The organism is Mesorhizobium sp. L-8-3 (genome assembly GCF_016756615.1).
GTDB lineage: Bacteria > Pseudomonadota > Alphaproteobacteria > Rhizobiales > Rhizobiaceae.
The window spans coordinates 2,722,303-2,736,430 of the sequence record NZ_AP023262.1 but is presented as its reverse complement, the minus strand read 5'-3'; the positions used below and the strand labels follow the sequence as shown (position 1 = coordinate 2,736,430).

Below are 14,128 nucleotides of genomic sequence, written 5' to 3'. Positions count from 1 at the left end.
CGGCTATGACCCCGCGCCTCGAACTGCGCAACATCACCAAGAGCTATCCCGGCATCGTTGCGAATGACGACATCTCGATGTCGATCATGCCCGGGGAAATCCATGCTGTCCTCGGCGAGAACGGCGCCGGCAAATCAACCCTGATGAAGATCATCTACGGCGCCGCGCAAGCCGATTCCGGCGAGATCTACTGCGACGGCAAGCTGATCGAGGCGCACAATCCCGCGAGCTCGCGCGCGCTTGGCATCGAGATGGTCTACCAGCATTTTGCGCTGTTCGAATCCGTCTCGGTGGTCGAGAATATCGCCCTGTCGGTCTCGAGCACCTTCGACCTGGACGCGCTCGCACGGCAGATCAAGGACCTGTCTGACCGCTATGGCATGCCGATCGACGCGCGGCGGCTGGTACACGACCTTTCCGTCGGCGAACGCCAACGCGTCGAGATCGTGCGCTGCCTGCTGCAGGCGCCGAAACTCCTGATCCTCGACGAGCCGACCTCGGTACTGACCCCGCAGGCGGTGGTGAAGCTGTTCGAAACCTTGCGCCAGCTTGCCGCCGAAGGCTGCAGCATCGTCTATATCAGCCACAAACTCGACGAGGTGCAGGAACTGTGCCACTCCGCCACCGTCCTGCGCAACGGCAAGGTGACCGGCACGGCAAAGCCCAGGGAGACAACCTCGCTCGAGCTTGCCCGCATGATGGTGGGTTCGAAACTTCCGGAGATGCATGTCAGCCCCGCCGTGCCGAGTGACGAGCCGCAACTCGAAGTGCGGAACCTTTCGGCCCCCGCCCGCGACAAATACGGCGTCGAACTCCGCAACATATCCTTCGAGGTCCATCGCGGCGAGATCGTTGGACTCGCCGGTGTCTCGGGCAACGGCCAGGCCGAACTCGTCTCGCTGCTCAGCGGCGAGCGCACGCATTCGACTTCCGAGACGATCCGCATCGGCGGCAAGGCGGCCGCTCATCTCAATGCCAGCGAGCGGCGCAGGCTCAGCATGGCGTTCGTGCCGGAGGAACGTCTCGGGCGCGGTGCCGTGCCGCCGCAGACGCTATGGGAGAACGCCGTGCTCACCGGCCATCGCAGCGGCCTCGTGCGACACGGCCTCGTCGACCGCGGTCGCGCGAGCACCTTCGCCAGGAGCATCATCGAGCGCTTCAAGGTCAAGGCCAACGGGCCGCAATCGAGCGCGCAGAGCCTGTCGGGCGGCAATCTCCAGAAATTCATCGTCGGCCGCGAGATCGCGCTTGAGCCGAAGCTCTTCCTGGTGTCGCAACCGACCTGGGGCGTCGACGTCGGCGCTGCGGCCTTCATCCGCCAGACGCTGGTCGACCTGAGCCGCGCCGGGACAGCCGTGCTGCTCATCTCCGAGGAACTCGACGAGCTGTTTGAGATCTGCGACCGGCTGCTCGTCATCTGCCAGGGCCAGGTGTCGCCGCCGCTGATCAGGAAACAGACCAACCGGGAAGAAGTCGGCCTTCTGATGACCAACCGCGGCAACGGTACGAGCGGGAGAGGTGAACTTGCGATACAGGATTGAACAGAGGCCGGAGCCGTCCGCGCGGATGCGGATCGCTGCCCCGGTTATCGCGACTGCCTTGACCCTGTTTGTAGGCTGGGTGCTGTTTGCCACACTCGGTTATAACCCGCTGGCGACCCTGCAGGCCTTTTTCTTCACACCGCTCAACTCGCTCAACGGCATCTCCGAATGGCTGCTCAAGGCCTCGCCGCTGATCCTCATCGCCTGCGGCCTGGCGGTGGGTTTCCGCGCCAATGTCTGGAACATCGGCGCCGAGGGACAATTGATCATCGGTGCGATCGCCGCCTGCGGCGTCGGCCTGTTCTATCCGAACCCGGAAAGCCCCATCCTGCTGCCGCTGATGTTGTTCGCCGGGGCCTGCGCCGGCATGGCCTGGGCTGCGATCCCCGCATTCCTCAGGGCACGCATGAACACCAACGAGATCCTCGTCACCCTCATGCTCACCTACATCGCGACGCTTTTCCTGTCCTGGCTGGTGCACGGCCCGTGGCGCGATCCGGCCGGCTTCAACTATCCGCAAACCGCACTGCTGCCGGCGGCCGCGATGTTCCAGCCGTTCGACTATGCTTACCGGCTGAACTCATCCATCTTCATCACCGTCATCGCGGTATTCGTGATGTGGCTGTTCACCGACCGCAGCTTCCTCGGTTACAAGATGTCCGTCAGCGGTGCCGCCCCGCTCGCCGCGCGCTATGCCGGCTTTCGCGAATCCGCGGCTGTGTGGACGGGCCTCCTCGCCGGGGGTGCTGCAGCCGGCATTGCCGGCATGGCCGAAGTCGCAGGCCCTCTCGGCCAGCTGTCGCCGCAGATTTCGCCCGGCTACGGCTTCGCCGCCATCATCGTCGCCTTCATCGGCCGCCTCAATGCCTTCGGCATCGTGCTGGGCGGGCTGCTGATGTCGCTGCTCTTCCTCGGTGGCGAGGCGGTACAGATGAATCTCGGCCTGCCGGCGGCGCTGACGCGAATCTTCCAGGGCATATTGCTGTTCTTCCTGCTCGCCGCCGACTTCTTCATTTTCTACCGGCTTCGCCGCCTCCCGGAGCACGCCTGATGGAGCTCTTTGTCGCCATCTTCGCCGGCACCATCATCGCCGCCACGCCGCTCATCTTCGCTGCTCTCGGCGAACTGGTCGTCGAAAAATCCGGCGTACTCAATCTCGGCATCGAGGGTATGATGCTCATAGGCGCGGCCTTCGCCTTCTGGGCCGTCATTGCCGGCCTGCCGATGCCGGTCGCCATCATCGCCGGCGCGCTTGCCGGCGCGGCGGCCTCGCTGCTGTTTGGCGTTCTCGCCCTCACCTTCCTCACCAACCAATATGCGGCGGGGCTGGCGCTCGCCATCTTCGGCTCGGGCGTCTCGGCGTTTCTCGGCCGCGGCTTCGGCTCGGCGCCGATCGAGGCGCTGAAGCGCATCCGTGTCCCCTTCCTTTCGGACCTTCCGGTGATCGGGCCGATGTTCTTCCGTTTCGACCCGATGGTCTATCTGGCGATCGCCATGTTCTTCGTCATCAGCTGGTTTCTCTACCGGACCAAGGGCGGGCTGATCCTGCGCACGATAGGAGAGTCGCCGGAAACCGCGCATGCGATCGGCTATCCGGTGATCGGGATAAGGTACCTCGCCGTGCTGTTCGGCGGCCTGATGGCCGGTTTGGCCGGCGCCTACCTGTCGGTCGCCTACACGCCGCTGTGGGTCGAGAATATGACCGCCGGCAAGGGCTGGATCTCGCTGGCGCTGGTGGTCTTCGCCACATGGCGGCCCTTGCGCGTCCTGCTCGGCGCCTGGCTGTTCGGCGGCATGACCATTCTGCAGCTTCAGGGCCAGGCGCTCGGTCTCGCCGTCCCGTCCGAACTGCTGTCCGCCCTGCCCTATCTGGCGACGATCGCCGTCCTGGTGATCATCTCGCGCAACCGCAAGCTGCTCGCCCTGAACTTCCCCGTCTCGCTCGCCAAACCCTTCCGGCCGGCCGGCTGAGGACGTTCACCGGGCGTGCAGGTCGGTGCGCTTCGCCCGGTTTTCGTCGGCCGGACCGCGGGATATATTCCTTGCATGGAGCAGTCGCTGCGTTCCTTTGGTCCGTTTGTCCTCGATACCGCGCGCGGCAAGCTGCAGCGGAACGGCAAATCCGTCGCCGTTGGCCAACGCGGGCTGGCTCTCTTCGAAGCGCTCCTGGACGCCGAGGGAGGAATCGTTCCCAAGGCAGAGCTGATGGACCGCGGCTGGCCCGGCACGATCGTCGAGGAAGGCAATCTCACCGTCCAGATCGCGGCCCTGCGCAAGGCGCTTGGCCCTGCGCCCGACGGCCAGGAATGGATCGTGACGGTGCCGCGCGTCGGCTATCGTTTGTTGCGGCCGGCGGCGGCTCAGGAGGTGTCGAGCATGGCCTTGCCGGTCAAGCCGGCATTGGCGGTCTTGCCTTTCGTCAACCTGGGCGGCGATGTCGAGCAGGACTACTTCGCAGACGGCGTCGTGGACGACATCATCACGGCGCTCAGCCGTTTCAGGAGTTTTTCTGTCATCGCGCGCAACTCGTCCTTTGTCTACAAGGGACGCACCGTCGATATCAGGCAGGTGTCAAGCGAACTTGGCGTGCGTTATGTGCTCGAAGGCAGCATAAGGCGGGCGGAAGACCGGCTGAGGATAACGGCGCAGCTCGTCGATGGCGCCAGCGGCGCCCATCTATGGGCAAAGAACTTCGACGGCGCCCTCGGCGAAGTGTTCGACTTCCAGGACAGGATCACCGAAAGCGTCGCAACCGTCGTCGAGCCTCATATCAAGACCGCGGAAATCGAACATTCGCGAAGGGAGCGGCCCGGAAGCGTCGCCGCATATGATTCCTATCTGAGCGCCCTGTCCAAGATCCTGGCGGAATCGGCTGATGAGAACGCGGCCGCCTACGCCTTGCTCACCGAAGCGCTGGTGCTCGAGCCCGACAATGCAAACCTGCTCTCCCTCGCGGCCTGGGTTCTGGAGCACCGCATCACCATGGGATGGCCTCCGCTCAGCGCCAGTGACCGGGAGAAATGCTTCGAGTTGGCGCGACGCGGTCTGGAAAAGGCGGCCGGCGATCCCACAGTGATGGCGAACTGCGCGATGGCGCTGGTGCAGGTCGCAAGGGATTATGACTGGGGAATGGCGGTGCTCAACGCTGCACTGGAGGCCAATCCCAACAACATGCTGGTGGTCACCGCGGCAGGCGTTGCCAACCTTCACTGCGGCAATGTCGTCGACGCGCTCGCCTTGTTCGACCGCGCAAGAAGGCTCTCGCCGCGCGACCTTGTTGCCCATATCTCGCTCAGCGGAACGGCACATGCGCATATGATCCTCGGCAACTACGCCGAGGCCCTGGCCTGGGCGACGCGTGCACGCGCCGTGAACCCGAACTTCGATCCGGCCTATTGGATCCTGATCGCCGCAAACGCGCATCTCGGGCGCATGGAGGAGGCTCACCGCTTCCTTGGCGATTTGCTGAAGATGGCTCCCGATGTCACCATAACAAGCATAACTGCCGGGCAGCCCGCCAAGGACCCAGCCCGCCTCGCAGCCATACTTCACGGCTTACGGCTTGCCGGCCTTCCCCAAGGCTGACAAGCATCCCCTTTTTGGAACTTTTCGGAATCTTTTGGACCTTGCTTAAGGACGCAAACCGGGCGCGTCCGCGACAATGATCCTCATCGCTCAACGGCCGCGGCGGTCCCGAAATCGGGGCCCGGTTTCGGGAAAAGACCGCCATAGGCGCTCGGGGAGAAGCTGACATGCTGCCGGTGCAGACCATCTTTTCGCTTGATCAGGGCAAGATCTATTCACCGCCTCAAGACGAGTTCGTCGAACAGGGGACCAGCGGAGCCATCCCTGTTGCCCATGCCGAGAGCTGCGAACGCGATTTCTGGAACGTGCATCTGCTCGACTTCTTGTTGCCAAGCAAGGCCCGGGGGGTCTTTCGTATCTTTGGCTCGGATGCATAGGGCCAGCCCGAACGCATTTTCTTGGCCGGGCGGCATGGCGCTGGCCATCGGCGCCTCCGGATTGGCCGGCCCGAACGGTTTGGGCGGAGCCAACGGAGCCTTGCACCCGAGCGCGTTGACCGCGCTTGTCGCTTGCATTTCGTCTTTCGCGCTCACAGCGTTCGCGCCCGAAGCCCGGCAGTGGTGTCCTTGACACCGGTTCGATCTTTATTTAACGATGTCGTTAAATAAAGGGCACGTCATGCATTCCGACCCGCTCAGCGCCCAGTTCGCTGCTCTTGCCGACCCTACGCGCCGTGCCATACTTGCCCGGCTGAGCGAGGGGGAAACATCGGTGAACGATCTCGCCGCGCCTTTCGCGATGAGCCTTCCGGCCATTTCGCGTCATCTGAAAGTGCTGGAGAATGCCGGCCTCGTGAGCCGCAGCCGCACGGCGCAATGGCGCCCGGCCAGGCTCGAGCCGCTGGCCATGAAGGACATGGCCGACTGGATCGACAGGTATCGCCACTTCTGGGAATCGAGCTTCGACCGGCTGGATGCCTATCTCAAGCACATCCAATCGGGGAACGACGATGGCTCCCGCCACTGACAGACTTGCGTCGCTCTCGCTGACCCTGCGCCGCATCTTCGATGCGCCGCGCGAACTGGTCTGGCGCGCCTGGTCCCAGCCGGAGATGCTGGTCGCATGGTTGGGGCCGCCCGAATGGCCTGCCGTCAGCACCGAACAGGACCTGCGCCCTGGTGGCGGCTGGCGTGCCTGCCTACGCTCGACGACGGAGGATCGCGTGCTCTGGCAGGGCGGCGTCTATCGCGAAGTGGTGCCGCCGGAACGGCTGGTCTTCAGCTTCAGATGGGAGAGCGACGACCACGAGGACGGCGTCCCGGTCGAGACGCTTGTTACCGTCATCCTCATCGAACTGCCAGATGGGCGGACGCAGATGGATTTTACGCAGCAGGGTCTGAAATCCGACGAGAGCCTTGCCGGACACCGCCACGGATGGACGGGCACCTTCGCCCGCCTCGAGCAATTTCTGCTCACTTACAGGAGAACGACATGAGCCCGTCAGCGATGCTGTGGACCGGCCGAATTCTCACCGGGCTTTTCGCCCTGTTCATGCTCGGCGCCTCGATCTCGCCGAAGCTGCTCCAGATGCCGGTGGCCGAAGAGACCATGGCCCAGCTCGGCTGGCCCGCCGGTTATGCCTTCACCATCGGCATCATCGAACTGGCCTGTCTCGTGCTTTACCTGATCCCGCGCACCAGCGTGCTCGGCGCGGTGCTGATGATGGCGCTGCTCGGCGGCGCGATGGCAACCCAGATCCGCGCGGGTAGTCCGCTTTTCACCCATATCCTGTTCAGCCTCTATCTCGGCTTGTTCATGTGGGGCGGCCTGTGGCTTCGCGATCCGCGCCTGCGAGCACTGTTCCCCATCATGCGAGACCAATCCGACGCAGCCGACCAGGAAGACCCTGCAGCGTTGCGGATGTCGAGCCGGTAGGGGCAAGGACGACTTCACGCACGCCGCTCGAAGACCGCAACGAGCCAATCGATGAAGACCCTCACACGCGGCGAGAGCTGACGGTTGCGGGGATAGAGCACGGAAACCGGCGTCGGCGTGGGCGGAAATCGTTCCAGCACCTCGATCAGTTCGCCCGATTTCAAGGCTGCGTCTGCGTGATAGCGCGGAATCTGGATCACCCCCAACCCGAGCCTGGCGGCTGCGAGATAGCTTTCGGCGGCGTTGACCGAAACCGTCGCCGGCAGCGTGACATTGTGAACCTTGCCCGCAATGGTGAATTCCAGGGGCAGCAAGCCTCCGGTGGCCGACGAACGGAAGCCGACCATCCGGTGGCCTCCGAGCGCATCGGGATGCTCCGGCCGTCCATGCACCTCGACATAGCCTGGCGCGGCCAGTGTCACTTCGTCCAGCATCGCAACACGGCGGGCAACCATGTCGCTGTCCTGCGGAACGCCGACGCGCAGCACGCAGTCGATACCTTCACGGACAAGATCGACGAGCCGGTCGCCTTCGCTCATGTAGAATTCTATATCGGGATAGCTGCGCAGGAATTCTGGCAGACCCGGAAGCACGAAGTGCCGGGCCAGCGTGCCGTGCACGTCGACCCGCAACCGGCCCTTGGGCCGGGCGCCGGCGAAGGCGCCTTCGGCATCCTCGATGTCGGCGAGGATGCTTAGGCATCGCTGGTGATAGGCCTCGCCGTCCAGCGTCGGGCTGACAAAGCGGGTCGTGCGCTGCAGCAGACGAACGCCGAGGCGTTTCTCCAGTTGCTTCACCGCGTCCGTCACCGTCGAGCGCGGCAGGCCCAGGTCTTCGGCCGCCAGCGTGAAGCTGCGCCTTTCCGCAACACGGGCGAAAACCCGCATGGCCTCGATACGGTCCATGTCTTTATTCGATTTTCCCGGACAGTGATGCCGATGTTAGGCCAATTATCCGCCAACTGAAATGGGGCATCTTCTCCCTCGACGCGCCGAGGCGTCTCGACAAGGAGAACGACAATGTCCGAGAACGGCAACAAGGTGGCCATCGTGACCGGGGCATCTCGCGGCATCGGGGCAGCGATCGCCGAGCGGCTCGCCGCGGACGGCTTCACGGTCGTCATCAACTATGCAGGGTCCGTCGGTCCGGCGGAGGCGCTGGCGGCCAGGATCGAGAAGGCCGGCGGCCGGGCGATCACCGCCCAGGCCGACGTGAGCGATCCTGCCGCGGTCGCGCGCATGTTCGACGCGGCGAAGGCTGCTTTCGGCAGGATCGACGTGCTGGTGAACAATGCCGGCATCATGCAGCTTTCGCCGATCGCCGAGGCGAGCGACGAGTTGTTCGACCGCCAGGTCGCGATCAATCTCAAGGGTGTTTTCAACGGCCTGCGCGAGGCGGCCAGGCGCCTGCGCAGCGGCGGCCGCATCATCAGCTTCTCGTCGAGCGTGGTCGGTCTGCTCCAGCCCGGCTACGCGGTCTACGCAGCGACGAAGGCCGGCGTCGAGGCGATGACCCACGTGCTTTCAAAGGAGCTGCGTGGCCGCAACATCACGGTCAATGCGGTCGCCCCCGGGCCGACTGCAACTGAACTTTTCCTGCAGAACCCTCAGGAGGTCATCGACCGCCTGACGAAACTCACGCCGCTCGAGCGGCTTGGCCAACCGCAGGACATCGCCGCCACCGTCGCCTTCCTCGCCGGCCCCGATGGCGGCTGGATCAACGGCCAGGTGCTGCGCGCAAATGGCGGGATCATCTGATCCTGCCCCGAACCGCCGAAAACGACCCGCCATTGCAAGGGGCGAGCGCCGTGCCGGCAGCCGACCTTCGATGTCGCAGCATCAAAGGCACCGGATCCGATGCTGCGTACGCTCCCTACCGGGAAAGCGCATCAAGCGGCGGGGGCAAGCGCATACCAGGATAGCGCCGCGCTGTTTCCTTTGCCGTTTCGCGCGCGCCGGCAAGATCGCCGGACGCGGCCTGCCAAAGTGCCAGAAGCACGAGTACTTCCGCCCTTTCCGGCGATGCGGCGCGCAAAACCCCGATCTCGGCTGCCGCCGAGGCGAGGTCGCCGGTTTGCAGCAGCGCCAGGGCAAGCGTGATCCTCATATCCTGATTGCCCGCATCGGCCGCAACGACCTCCCTCAGCACCGGGATCGCGTCGTCGGCTCGGCCCTGATTCATCAGGAACTGGGAGAGTTGCGCCGCAATAGTGACGTCGTCCGGGTTCTTGGCGTGCGCATCGGCAAGGATCGCGGTGGCCTCAACGGCAAAGCCCAGGGCGGCCGCAATGTTCGCTCGCGCCTGCCAGGCTTGGATGAGTTGCGGATCCATCAAGGTCGCTTCGGCGAAAGCGGCCTGCGCCGCATCCCAGTTGCGGGTCGCCATCGCCAGGCCGCCGATTGCCAACTGGCCTTCGGGAAAGTCGGCTTTCGCTTCCATGGTCGCCTTCAATTCCGCCAGCGCCGCCGCCAGGGCTTCTCGCCGGTCGGCCGGCAATGCATCGGGAGACACATTCGACAGTTCCAGGGCCGCCGCAACACGCACCACCGCGACAGGATCGGCGAGCAGCGGCTCGAGCCGTGCGACACGATCGGCGGCGGGGGCCGACCGCCACAGACGAACGGCCGCAGCGCGCACTATCTCGCTCTCATCGGAGAGGAGCTCGACAAGTGCCACGGCCGTCGCAGGGTCGGCCTGATCGCCGATCTCCCGCGCCGCGGTGGCGCGTTCGACCGCAGCACGCGACCGGTCGTTGGCGACGGCGATCAGATCGTCGAACGTCTTTTGTGTAATCCCTTCTCGCCGCGCGACGGCGAGTGTCTCCGCCAGCGTGGAAGCCGCACTGGACAGGTCCGGTGCCCATCGCCTTATGTTGTCCGCCGCCCAGGCGGCCGACTTCGCGGAATGACATGAAAGGCAGGCATCGGGGGAGCCGACCTTATCGGACAGCAGCGGATCCGGCACCCGGAAGAAATGGTCACGCCTGCTATCGACAACCATGTAGTTGCGCCCGGGCATATGGCAACTGACGCAGCGTGCGCCATCGCTTGCCTCCGGGTGATGATGGTGGTCCGGCGAATCGTAGTTCGCCGGCTTCAGCGACGGAAAATCGGTTCGTCCCGCCTCGTTGTGACATTGGGTACAGACGGCATTTCCTTCCGCGACCAGCCCGCCTGAGTGGGCATCATGGCAGTTTGTGCAAGTCACACCCTTGGCGTGCATCTTGGACTGGAGGAAGGAGCCCAGAATGTAGACTTCGTCATGCTGCTGGCCGTCGGGGAAATAGAGCCCGTTTCCAAGCGTCATGAGGTTGTAGTGGTCGCCGAAGGTCGCTTGAGGCGATGTGCTGTCGCCGCCCATTGCTTCGCGCCGCGAATGGCAAGGCCCGCACATATTCTGCTCGGTTGCCTGCCGGTCTTTCGCTTCGGGACGTAGCAGCCCGTGCCCATCGATATTCGTAAAGGCCGCCGGATCGAAATCCGGTCGCCTCTGCGCCCACGCGACATGGGCATCCCCCGGCCCGTGACAGGCTTCGCAGCCGACCGTCAACTCGCTCCACTCGCTGCGATAGGCATGGGTGGACGGATCATAGTTCTTGCGGAAGTCGGTCTGGTGGCAAACTGCGCAGCGCGCCTGCCAGTTCTTGTAGGAACCGGTCCAGTGCAGGCCGTTGCCGGCCGATACGTCCTCGTCGGGATAGAGGTGGAACCAGCGCCCGCGAACCGTATCCCAGGCGAGATCGAGGGGCTGAAGGCGTCCGCGATCGAGTTCGACGAGATATTGCTGCAGCGGAGCGACGCCGACGACGTATTTTATCTCGAAGGTCCCCGGCTTGCCGTCCGCCCCATCCGTCTCGACGAAATATCGCCCCTCTTTCGTGAAGAAGCGCGAAGTCAGCCCTTTATGATCAAGGGTCGCCTCGGCGAAATCGCCAAGCACGGTCTCGGCTGTCGGCTCGGTCAGCGCCCATCTGTGATGGGAGTTGGCCCAGTCCCTTGCCTGCGGGGCGTGACAGGTACCGCATACCGGCGTGCCCGCAAAGCCCGGCAGTTCGGCGGCCCTGCCAATGCCGCCCGACCACGCGGTCAGGGCGCCTAGCAGTATTGCCGACAGGAGGATGTTTCGACGTCGCATGTTGCGGATCGCACTCACACCGGGGATGCGTTCGTCTGGCAGGACACCGTTGGCGCGAGCCTCGGATCCCCCCAGACGCATGACCACACCCGGAAGCGGCTTTTCTTGCGCGAAGCTGCAGACAAGCCCGCCATCCACGCCGGAGACTACTTCTGCTCGAACGGAAAGACGGTCTTCCAGTCCATCTTCATATCGACGACCGTCCACTGGTTCACCGAAGCCGCGTCCAGGGCCTTGTCCAGATGCCCGAAGGACGACTTCCGATCATAGGCGAATTCGCGTTGCGCATCCGTGTGGTGAACGATCAGGCCGAAGCCGGGGCCGGCGCCCAGAGTTGCCCACTGCAGCATCTCGAGGTCGCCGTCGGAATTGCCGAAGGCCGCGATCGGGCGAAGGCCGATATGCTCGTTGATGCCGACCGGCTTTCCCGCGCCATCGTTGACGAAATTGATCTCGGGCAGCCGGAACAGCGTCGGGATGCCATCGCGCATCTCGAACTGGGTCTTGATCGAGGAGCCCACGACCTGGTCGGGCGGAACTCCGTAGATCTGCTCGCTCCACGGTCGCATGAACTCGATACCGCCGCCCGAAACGATGAACGTCGTGAAGCCGTTGGCTCGCAGATAGGCGAGCAGTTCGAGCATCGGCTGATAGACGAGTTCGGTGTAGGGGCGCTTGAAACGCTGGTCGCGTGCTTCGGCAAGCCAGGTGGACACGATCGTCTCGAACTCGGCGACGGTCATCCCGGAATGGGTCGCCATGATGAGCTCGACGAGGCCCTTTTCGCCGCTCGCCGCGAGCGTCTTCATATCGCCCTCGAGTGCCGCCTTGAACGGCTGCGTCGTGGTCCATTCCGGATGCGACGGCGCTTCCTGCTTCACCCGATCGAGGGCGAAGGCGAGTTGCGTGTACATCGGTTGCTCGACCCATAGTGTGCCGTCATTGTCGAACACGGCAATGCGTTCCGGCTCCGGGACAAAGTCGGGCGAACCCTCCTTGGTCACCTTATCGACGAAATCGCGTATGGCGACCTTGGGCCCTGTGTCGTTCCAGGATGGCAGCGGATCGTCTGCGGCCAATGCCTCACCGGCAAGGTCGGGCAAAGCGGCAAACAGGGAAAAAGCGGTCATCGCCGACAGCAACGAGCGCCGGTTCAAGGACGGGATGGAAAGGTTCGGCTTCATGTCGCAATCTCGCAAGGGGCGGTGCCGTAGCTCGAGATGCGTGCCCCGGCCGGGCCGGGGCACGCGGTCGCGTCAATTTCCGGTCGGCAGTGCGATCGTTACACCTTCCTTGTCGAGTTGATCGCGTACCCACTGGAAGCGCTGGTAGTTCGTGAGCGTGACCGGACCGCTATAGGATTCGCTTTGCAGCTTTCGGGGCGGATATTTGACATAGGTCTTCATCAGTTTCTGGATCGCGTCCGAAATCGTCACCATGGTCCAGGTCCGCTCGGTATAGTTGTTCATGAAGATGTCGTAGCGTTCCTGCGGATCCTGCCACAGGTCGAACACCTGGGGCACCGTCGCGACGTATTTCTCGGCACCTTTCCAGCCCAGGTTGGAATCGACCGCAAGACCGCCTGTCGAGGCTCCGTCGTCGCCGCGCAGGTTGAACACCGCCTTGTAGTTGCCCACGCGCGCTGCGCCGGGCGTCAGCTCGTTCTCGGTGAAGTAGAACCACTCCTTGCGCGGCGAAGGGCCGGCTCCCGTCAGAACCGGCGTCATATCGAAGCTGTCGAAGATGATCGGCTTACCTTCGCGGTCGTTCTCCGGAAGTTTCACGCCGGCTGCGGAAGCGAAGGTCGCCATGAGGTCGAGTCCGCCCAGGATCTCGTGGTTCTTGACGCCCGGCTTGGTCTTGCCCGGCCACACCGCAATGGCGGGAACACGATTGCCGCCCTCGCGCACGGTGCCCTTGGTGCCCCGGAACGGAGTATAGCCGGCATCCGGGTAAACATCCTGCCATGCGCCGTTGTCGGTCGTGTAGAAAACCAGCGTGTTCTTATCCATGCCGGTTTCGCGCAGCTTGTCCATGATGCGGCCGATACGGGTGTCGAGCTCCATCACCGAGTCGGCATATTTCGACTTGGAGAGCGATTTGTGCTCGAACTCGGGCGCCGGCATGTTCGGCTGATGCACCTTCATGAAGTTCACATTGATGAAGAAGGGTTGGTTCGGCGTCTTTGCCGCATCGTCGAGGAACTCCAAGGCGGCCTTCTCGACATAACCGTCGAAGAACGGGATACCGACGACGCCTTCCTTGCCGTCGACCACGGGCGTGTCGACATATTGTCCGTTGATCTTGAAATCCTCTTTCACAGGCTCGCCTGCATTTCCGGACAGGGCGCCCTTGGTGACCTTCTGGAACATTTCCCTGAGTGCGGGATCCATATCGGGGAACCACGTCGGATCGCCATAGGTATAGGCGTTCAGGTGATAGAGCCCGGCATATTTCATCACGTCGTAGCCCTGGGCGTTGGGCAATGCATAGTCTGCCTCGCCCAGATGCCACTTGCCGGTGAAATAGGTCTTGTAGCCGCCCTGCTTCAGCACGGAGGCGAGCGTCCATTCGGCCGCCGGCAAGCCGCCGCCCTGGCCTTGGAAAGCCACCGTGGTCATGCCGCTGCGGTTTGGGATGCGTCCCGTCTGCATTGCTGCACGGCCGGGCGTGCAGCTGGGTTGAGCGTAGAAGGAGAAGAAGGTCATGCCTTCGGCCGCCAGCTTGTCGATGCTCGGCGTCGGCATGCCGCGTCCCTCTCCGCCGCCGTAGGGACCGAGATCACCGTAGCCGGTGTCGTCCGAGACGATGAAGAGAATGTTCGGTTTCGCCTGATCCTGCGCCTGGACGACGGCGGAGCTGCCGAGCAGTCCGATGGTCATCCCTGCTGCTATATAGGCCGGTATCGTAGTTCTCATGCCACTGGTCCTCCTCGGGACGTGCCCTTTGCCTGCGATCCAAGGTTGCACCATGGCCGCTGGGCCGCAACCACG

The 14,128-nt window shown here is 63.8% G+C and carries 13 protein-coding genes; 9 read left to right on the top strand and 4 right to left on the bottom strand.

Translation table 11 applies throughout. The annotated features are described in order from the left end of the window. Positions 1-5: 5 nt before the first annotated feature. The 8 genes from JN302_RS12890 to JN302_RS12855 all read left to right on the top strand — a co-directional run bounded on the left by JN302_RS12890 (position 6) and on the right by JN302_RS12855 (position 7,001). Positions 6-1,541, top strand: a complete 1,536-nt coding sequence (locus tag JN302_RS12890) for an ABC transporter ATP-binding protein (protein WP_202333135.1) — start codon at positions 6-8, stop codon at positions 1,539-1,541. Further along, a complete protein-coding gene (locus JN302_RS12885; protein ID WP_202333134.1) occupies positions 1,525-2,592 on the top strand; it encodes an ABC transporter permease in 1,068 nt (355 codons plus the stop codon). The genes JN302_RS12890 and JN302_RS12885 overlap by 17 nt, the downstream gene beginning before the upstream one ends. Beyond that, the gene (locus JN302_RS12880) at positions 2,592-3,512 is read left to right on the top strand and encodes an ABC transporter permease (RefSeq protein WP_202333133.1); all 921 of its coding nucleotides are present in this window, start codon (positions 2,592-2,594) and stop codon (positions 3,510-3,512) included. The genes JN302_RS12885 and JN302_RS12880 overlap by 1 nt, the downstream gene beginning before the upstream one ends. Positions 3,513-3,587: 75 nt before the next feature. Further along, entirely contained in the window at positions 3,588-5,126 is a 1,539-nt protein-coding gene (locus JN302_RS12875) for a winged helix-turn-helix domain-containing tetratricopeptide repeat protein (RefSeq protein ID WP_202333132.1), read from the top strand. Positions 5,127-5,293: 167 nt separating this feature from the next. Further along, complete coding sequence (locus JN302_RS12870) at positions 5,294-5,503, top strand: hypothetical protein (protein WP_202333131.1); 210 nt, start codon at positions 5,294-5,296, stop codon at positions 5,501-5,503. Between the two features lie 241 nt (positions 5,504-5,744). Continuing rightward, complete coding sequence (locus tag JN302_RS12865) at positions 5,745-6,092, top strand: ArsR/SmtB family transcription factor (protein WP_202333130.1); 348 nt, start codon at positions 5,745-5,747, stop codon at positions 6,090-6,092. Continuing rightward, entirely contained in the window at positions 6,076-6,561 is a 486-nt protein-coding gene (locus JN302_RS12860) for an SRPBCC family protein (RefSeq protein ID WP_202333129.1), read from the top strand. Before JN302_RS12865 ends, JN302_RS12860 begins: the two co-directional genes overlap by 17 nt. Beyond that, positions 6,558-7,001 carry a DoxX family protein gene (locus JN302_RS12855; RefSeq protein WP_202333128.1) on the top strand — a complete coding sequence of 148 codons (444 nt, stop codon included), beginning with the start codon at positions 6,558-6,560 and terminating at the stop codon, positions 6,999-7,001. The genes JN302_RS12860 and JN302_RS12855 overlap by 4 nt, the downstream gene beginning before the upstream one ends. Before the next feature lie 14 nt (positions 7,002-7,015). On the opposite strand, the gene JN302_RS12850 is transcribed toward JN302_RS12855, so the two are convergent. Continuing rightward, positions 7,016-7,906 carry a LysR family transcriptional regulator gene (locus JN302_RS12850; RefSeq protein WP_202333127.1) on the bottom strand — a complete coding sequence of 297 codons (891 nt, stop codon included), beginning with the start codon at positions 7,904-7,906 and terminating at the stop codon, positions 7,016-7,018. A gap of 114 nt (positions 7,907-8,020) precedes the next feature. On the opposite strand from JN302_RS12850, the gene JN302_RS12845 reads away from it, so the two are divergent. Then, positions 8,021-8,758, top strand: coding sequence for an SDR family oxidoreductase (locus tag JN302_RS12845; RefSeq protein WP_202333126.1), 738 nt, complete (start codon positions 8,021-8,023; stop codon positions 8,756-8,758). A 115-nt stretch (positions 8,759-8,873) separates the two neighbouring features. Here the strand turns inward: JN302_RS12845 and JN302_RS12840 are convergent, their stop codons facing one another. The 3 genes from JN302_RS12840 to JN302_RS12830 all read right to left on the bottom strand — a co-directional run bounded on the left by JN302_RS12840 (position 8,874) and on the right by JN302_RS12830 (position 14,017). Beyond that, positions 8,874-11,135, bottom strand: a complete 2,262-nt coding sequence (locus tag JN302_RS12840) for a tetratricopeptide repeat protein (protein WP_202312613.1) — start codon at positions 11,133-11,135, stop codon at positions 8,874-8,876. Positions 11,136-11,281: 146 nt separating this feature from the next. After that, positions 11,282-12,319: an HAD family hydrolase gene (locus tag JN302_RS12835; RefSeq protein WP_202333125.1), complete on the bottom strand. Its 1,038-nt coding sequence runs from the start codon at positions 12,317-12,319 to the stop codon at positions 11,282-11,284. 72 nt (positions 12,320-12,391) lie between these two features. Next, the gene (locus JN302_RS12830; protein WP_244846640.1) at positions 12,392-14,017 is read right to left on the bottom strand and encodes an arylsulfatase; all 1,626 of its coding nucleotides are present in this window, start codon (positions 14,015-14,017) and stop codon (positions 12,392-12,394) included. Positions 14,018-14,128 lie beyond the last annotated feature (111 nt).

Bases quoted from the DNA above. Each gene is read 5' to 3' on its own strand.
- JN302_RS12890 (WP_202333135.1), top strand. From the start codon at position 6: ATGACCCCGCGCCTCGAACTGCGCAACATCACCAAGAGCTATCCCGGC.
- JN302_RS12880 (WP_202333133.1), top strand. From the start codon at position 2,592: ATGGAGCTCTTTGTCGCCATCTTCGCCGGCACCATCATCGCCGCCACG.
- JN302_RS12875 (WP_202333132.1), top strand. From the start codon at position 3,588: ATGGAGCAGTCGCTGCGTTCCTTTGGTCCGTTTGTCCTCGATACCGCG.
- JN302_RS12870 (WP_202333131.1), top strand. From the start codon at position 5,294: ATGCTGCCGGTGCAGACCATCTTTTCGCTTGATCAGGGCAAGATCTAT.
- JN302_RS12865 (WP_202333130.1), top strand. From the start codon at position 5,745: ATGCATTCCGACCCGCTCAGCGCCCAGTTCGCTGCTCTTGCCGACCCT.
- JN302_RS12860 (WP_202333129.1), top strand. From the start codon at position 6,076: ATGGCTCCCGCCACTGACAGACTTGCGTCGCTCTCGCTGACCCTGCGC.
- JN302_RS12855 (WP_202333128.1), top strand. From the start codon at position 6,558: ATGAGCCCGTCAGCGATGCTGTGGACCGGCCGAATTCTCACCGGGCTT.
- JN302_RS12850 (WP_202333127.1), bottom strand. From the start codon at position 7,906: ATGGACCGTATCGAGGCCATGCGGGTTTTCGCCCGTGTTGCGGAAAGG.
- JN302_RS12845 (WP_202333126.1), top strand. From the start codon at position 8,021: ATGTCCGAGAACGGCAACAAGGTGGCCATCGTGACCGGGGCATCTCGC.
- JN302_RS12840 (WP_202312613.1), bottom strand. From the start codon at position 11,135: ATGCGACGTCGAAACATCCTCCTGTCGGCAATACTGCTAGGCGCCCTG.
- JN302_RS12835 (WP_202333125.1), bottom strand. From the start codon at position 12,319: ATGAAGCCGAACCTTTCCATCCCGTCCTTGAACCGGCGCTCGTTGCTG.
- JN302_RS12830 (WP_244846640.1), bottom strand. From the start codon at position 14,017: ATGACCATCGGACTGCTCGGCAGCTCCGCCGTCGTCCAGGCGCAGGAT.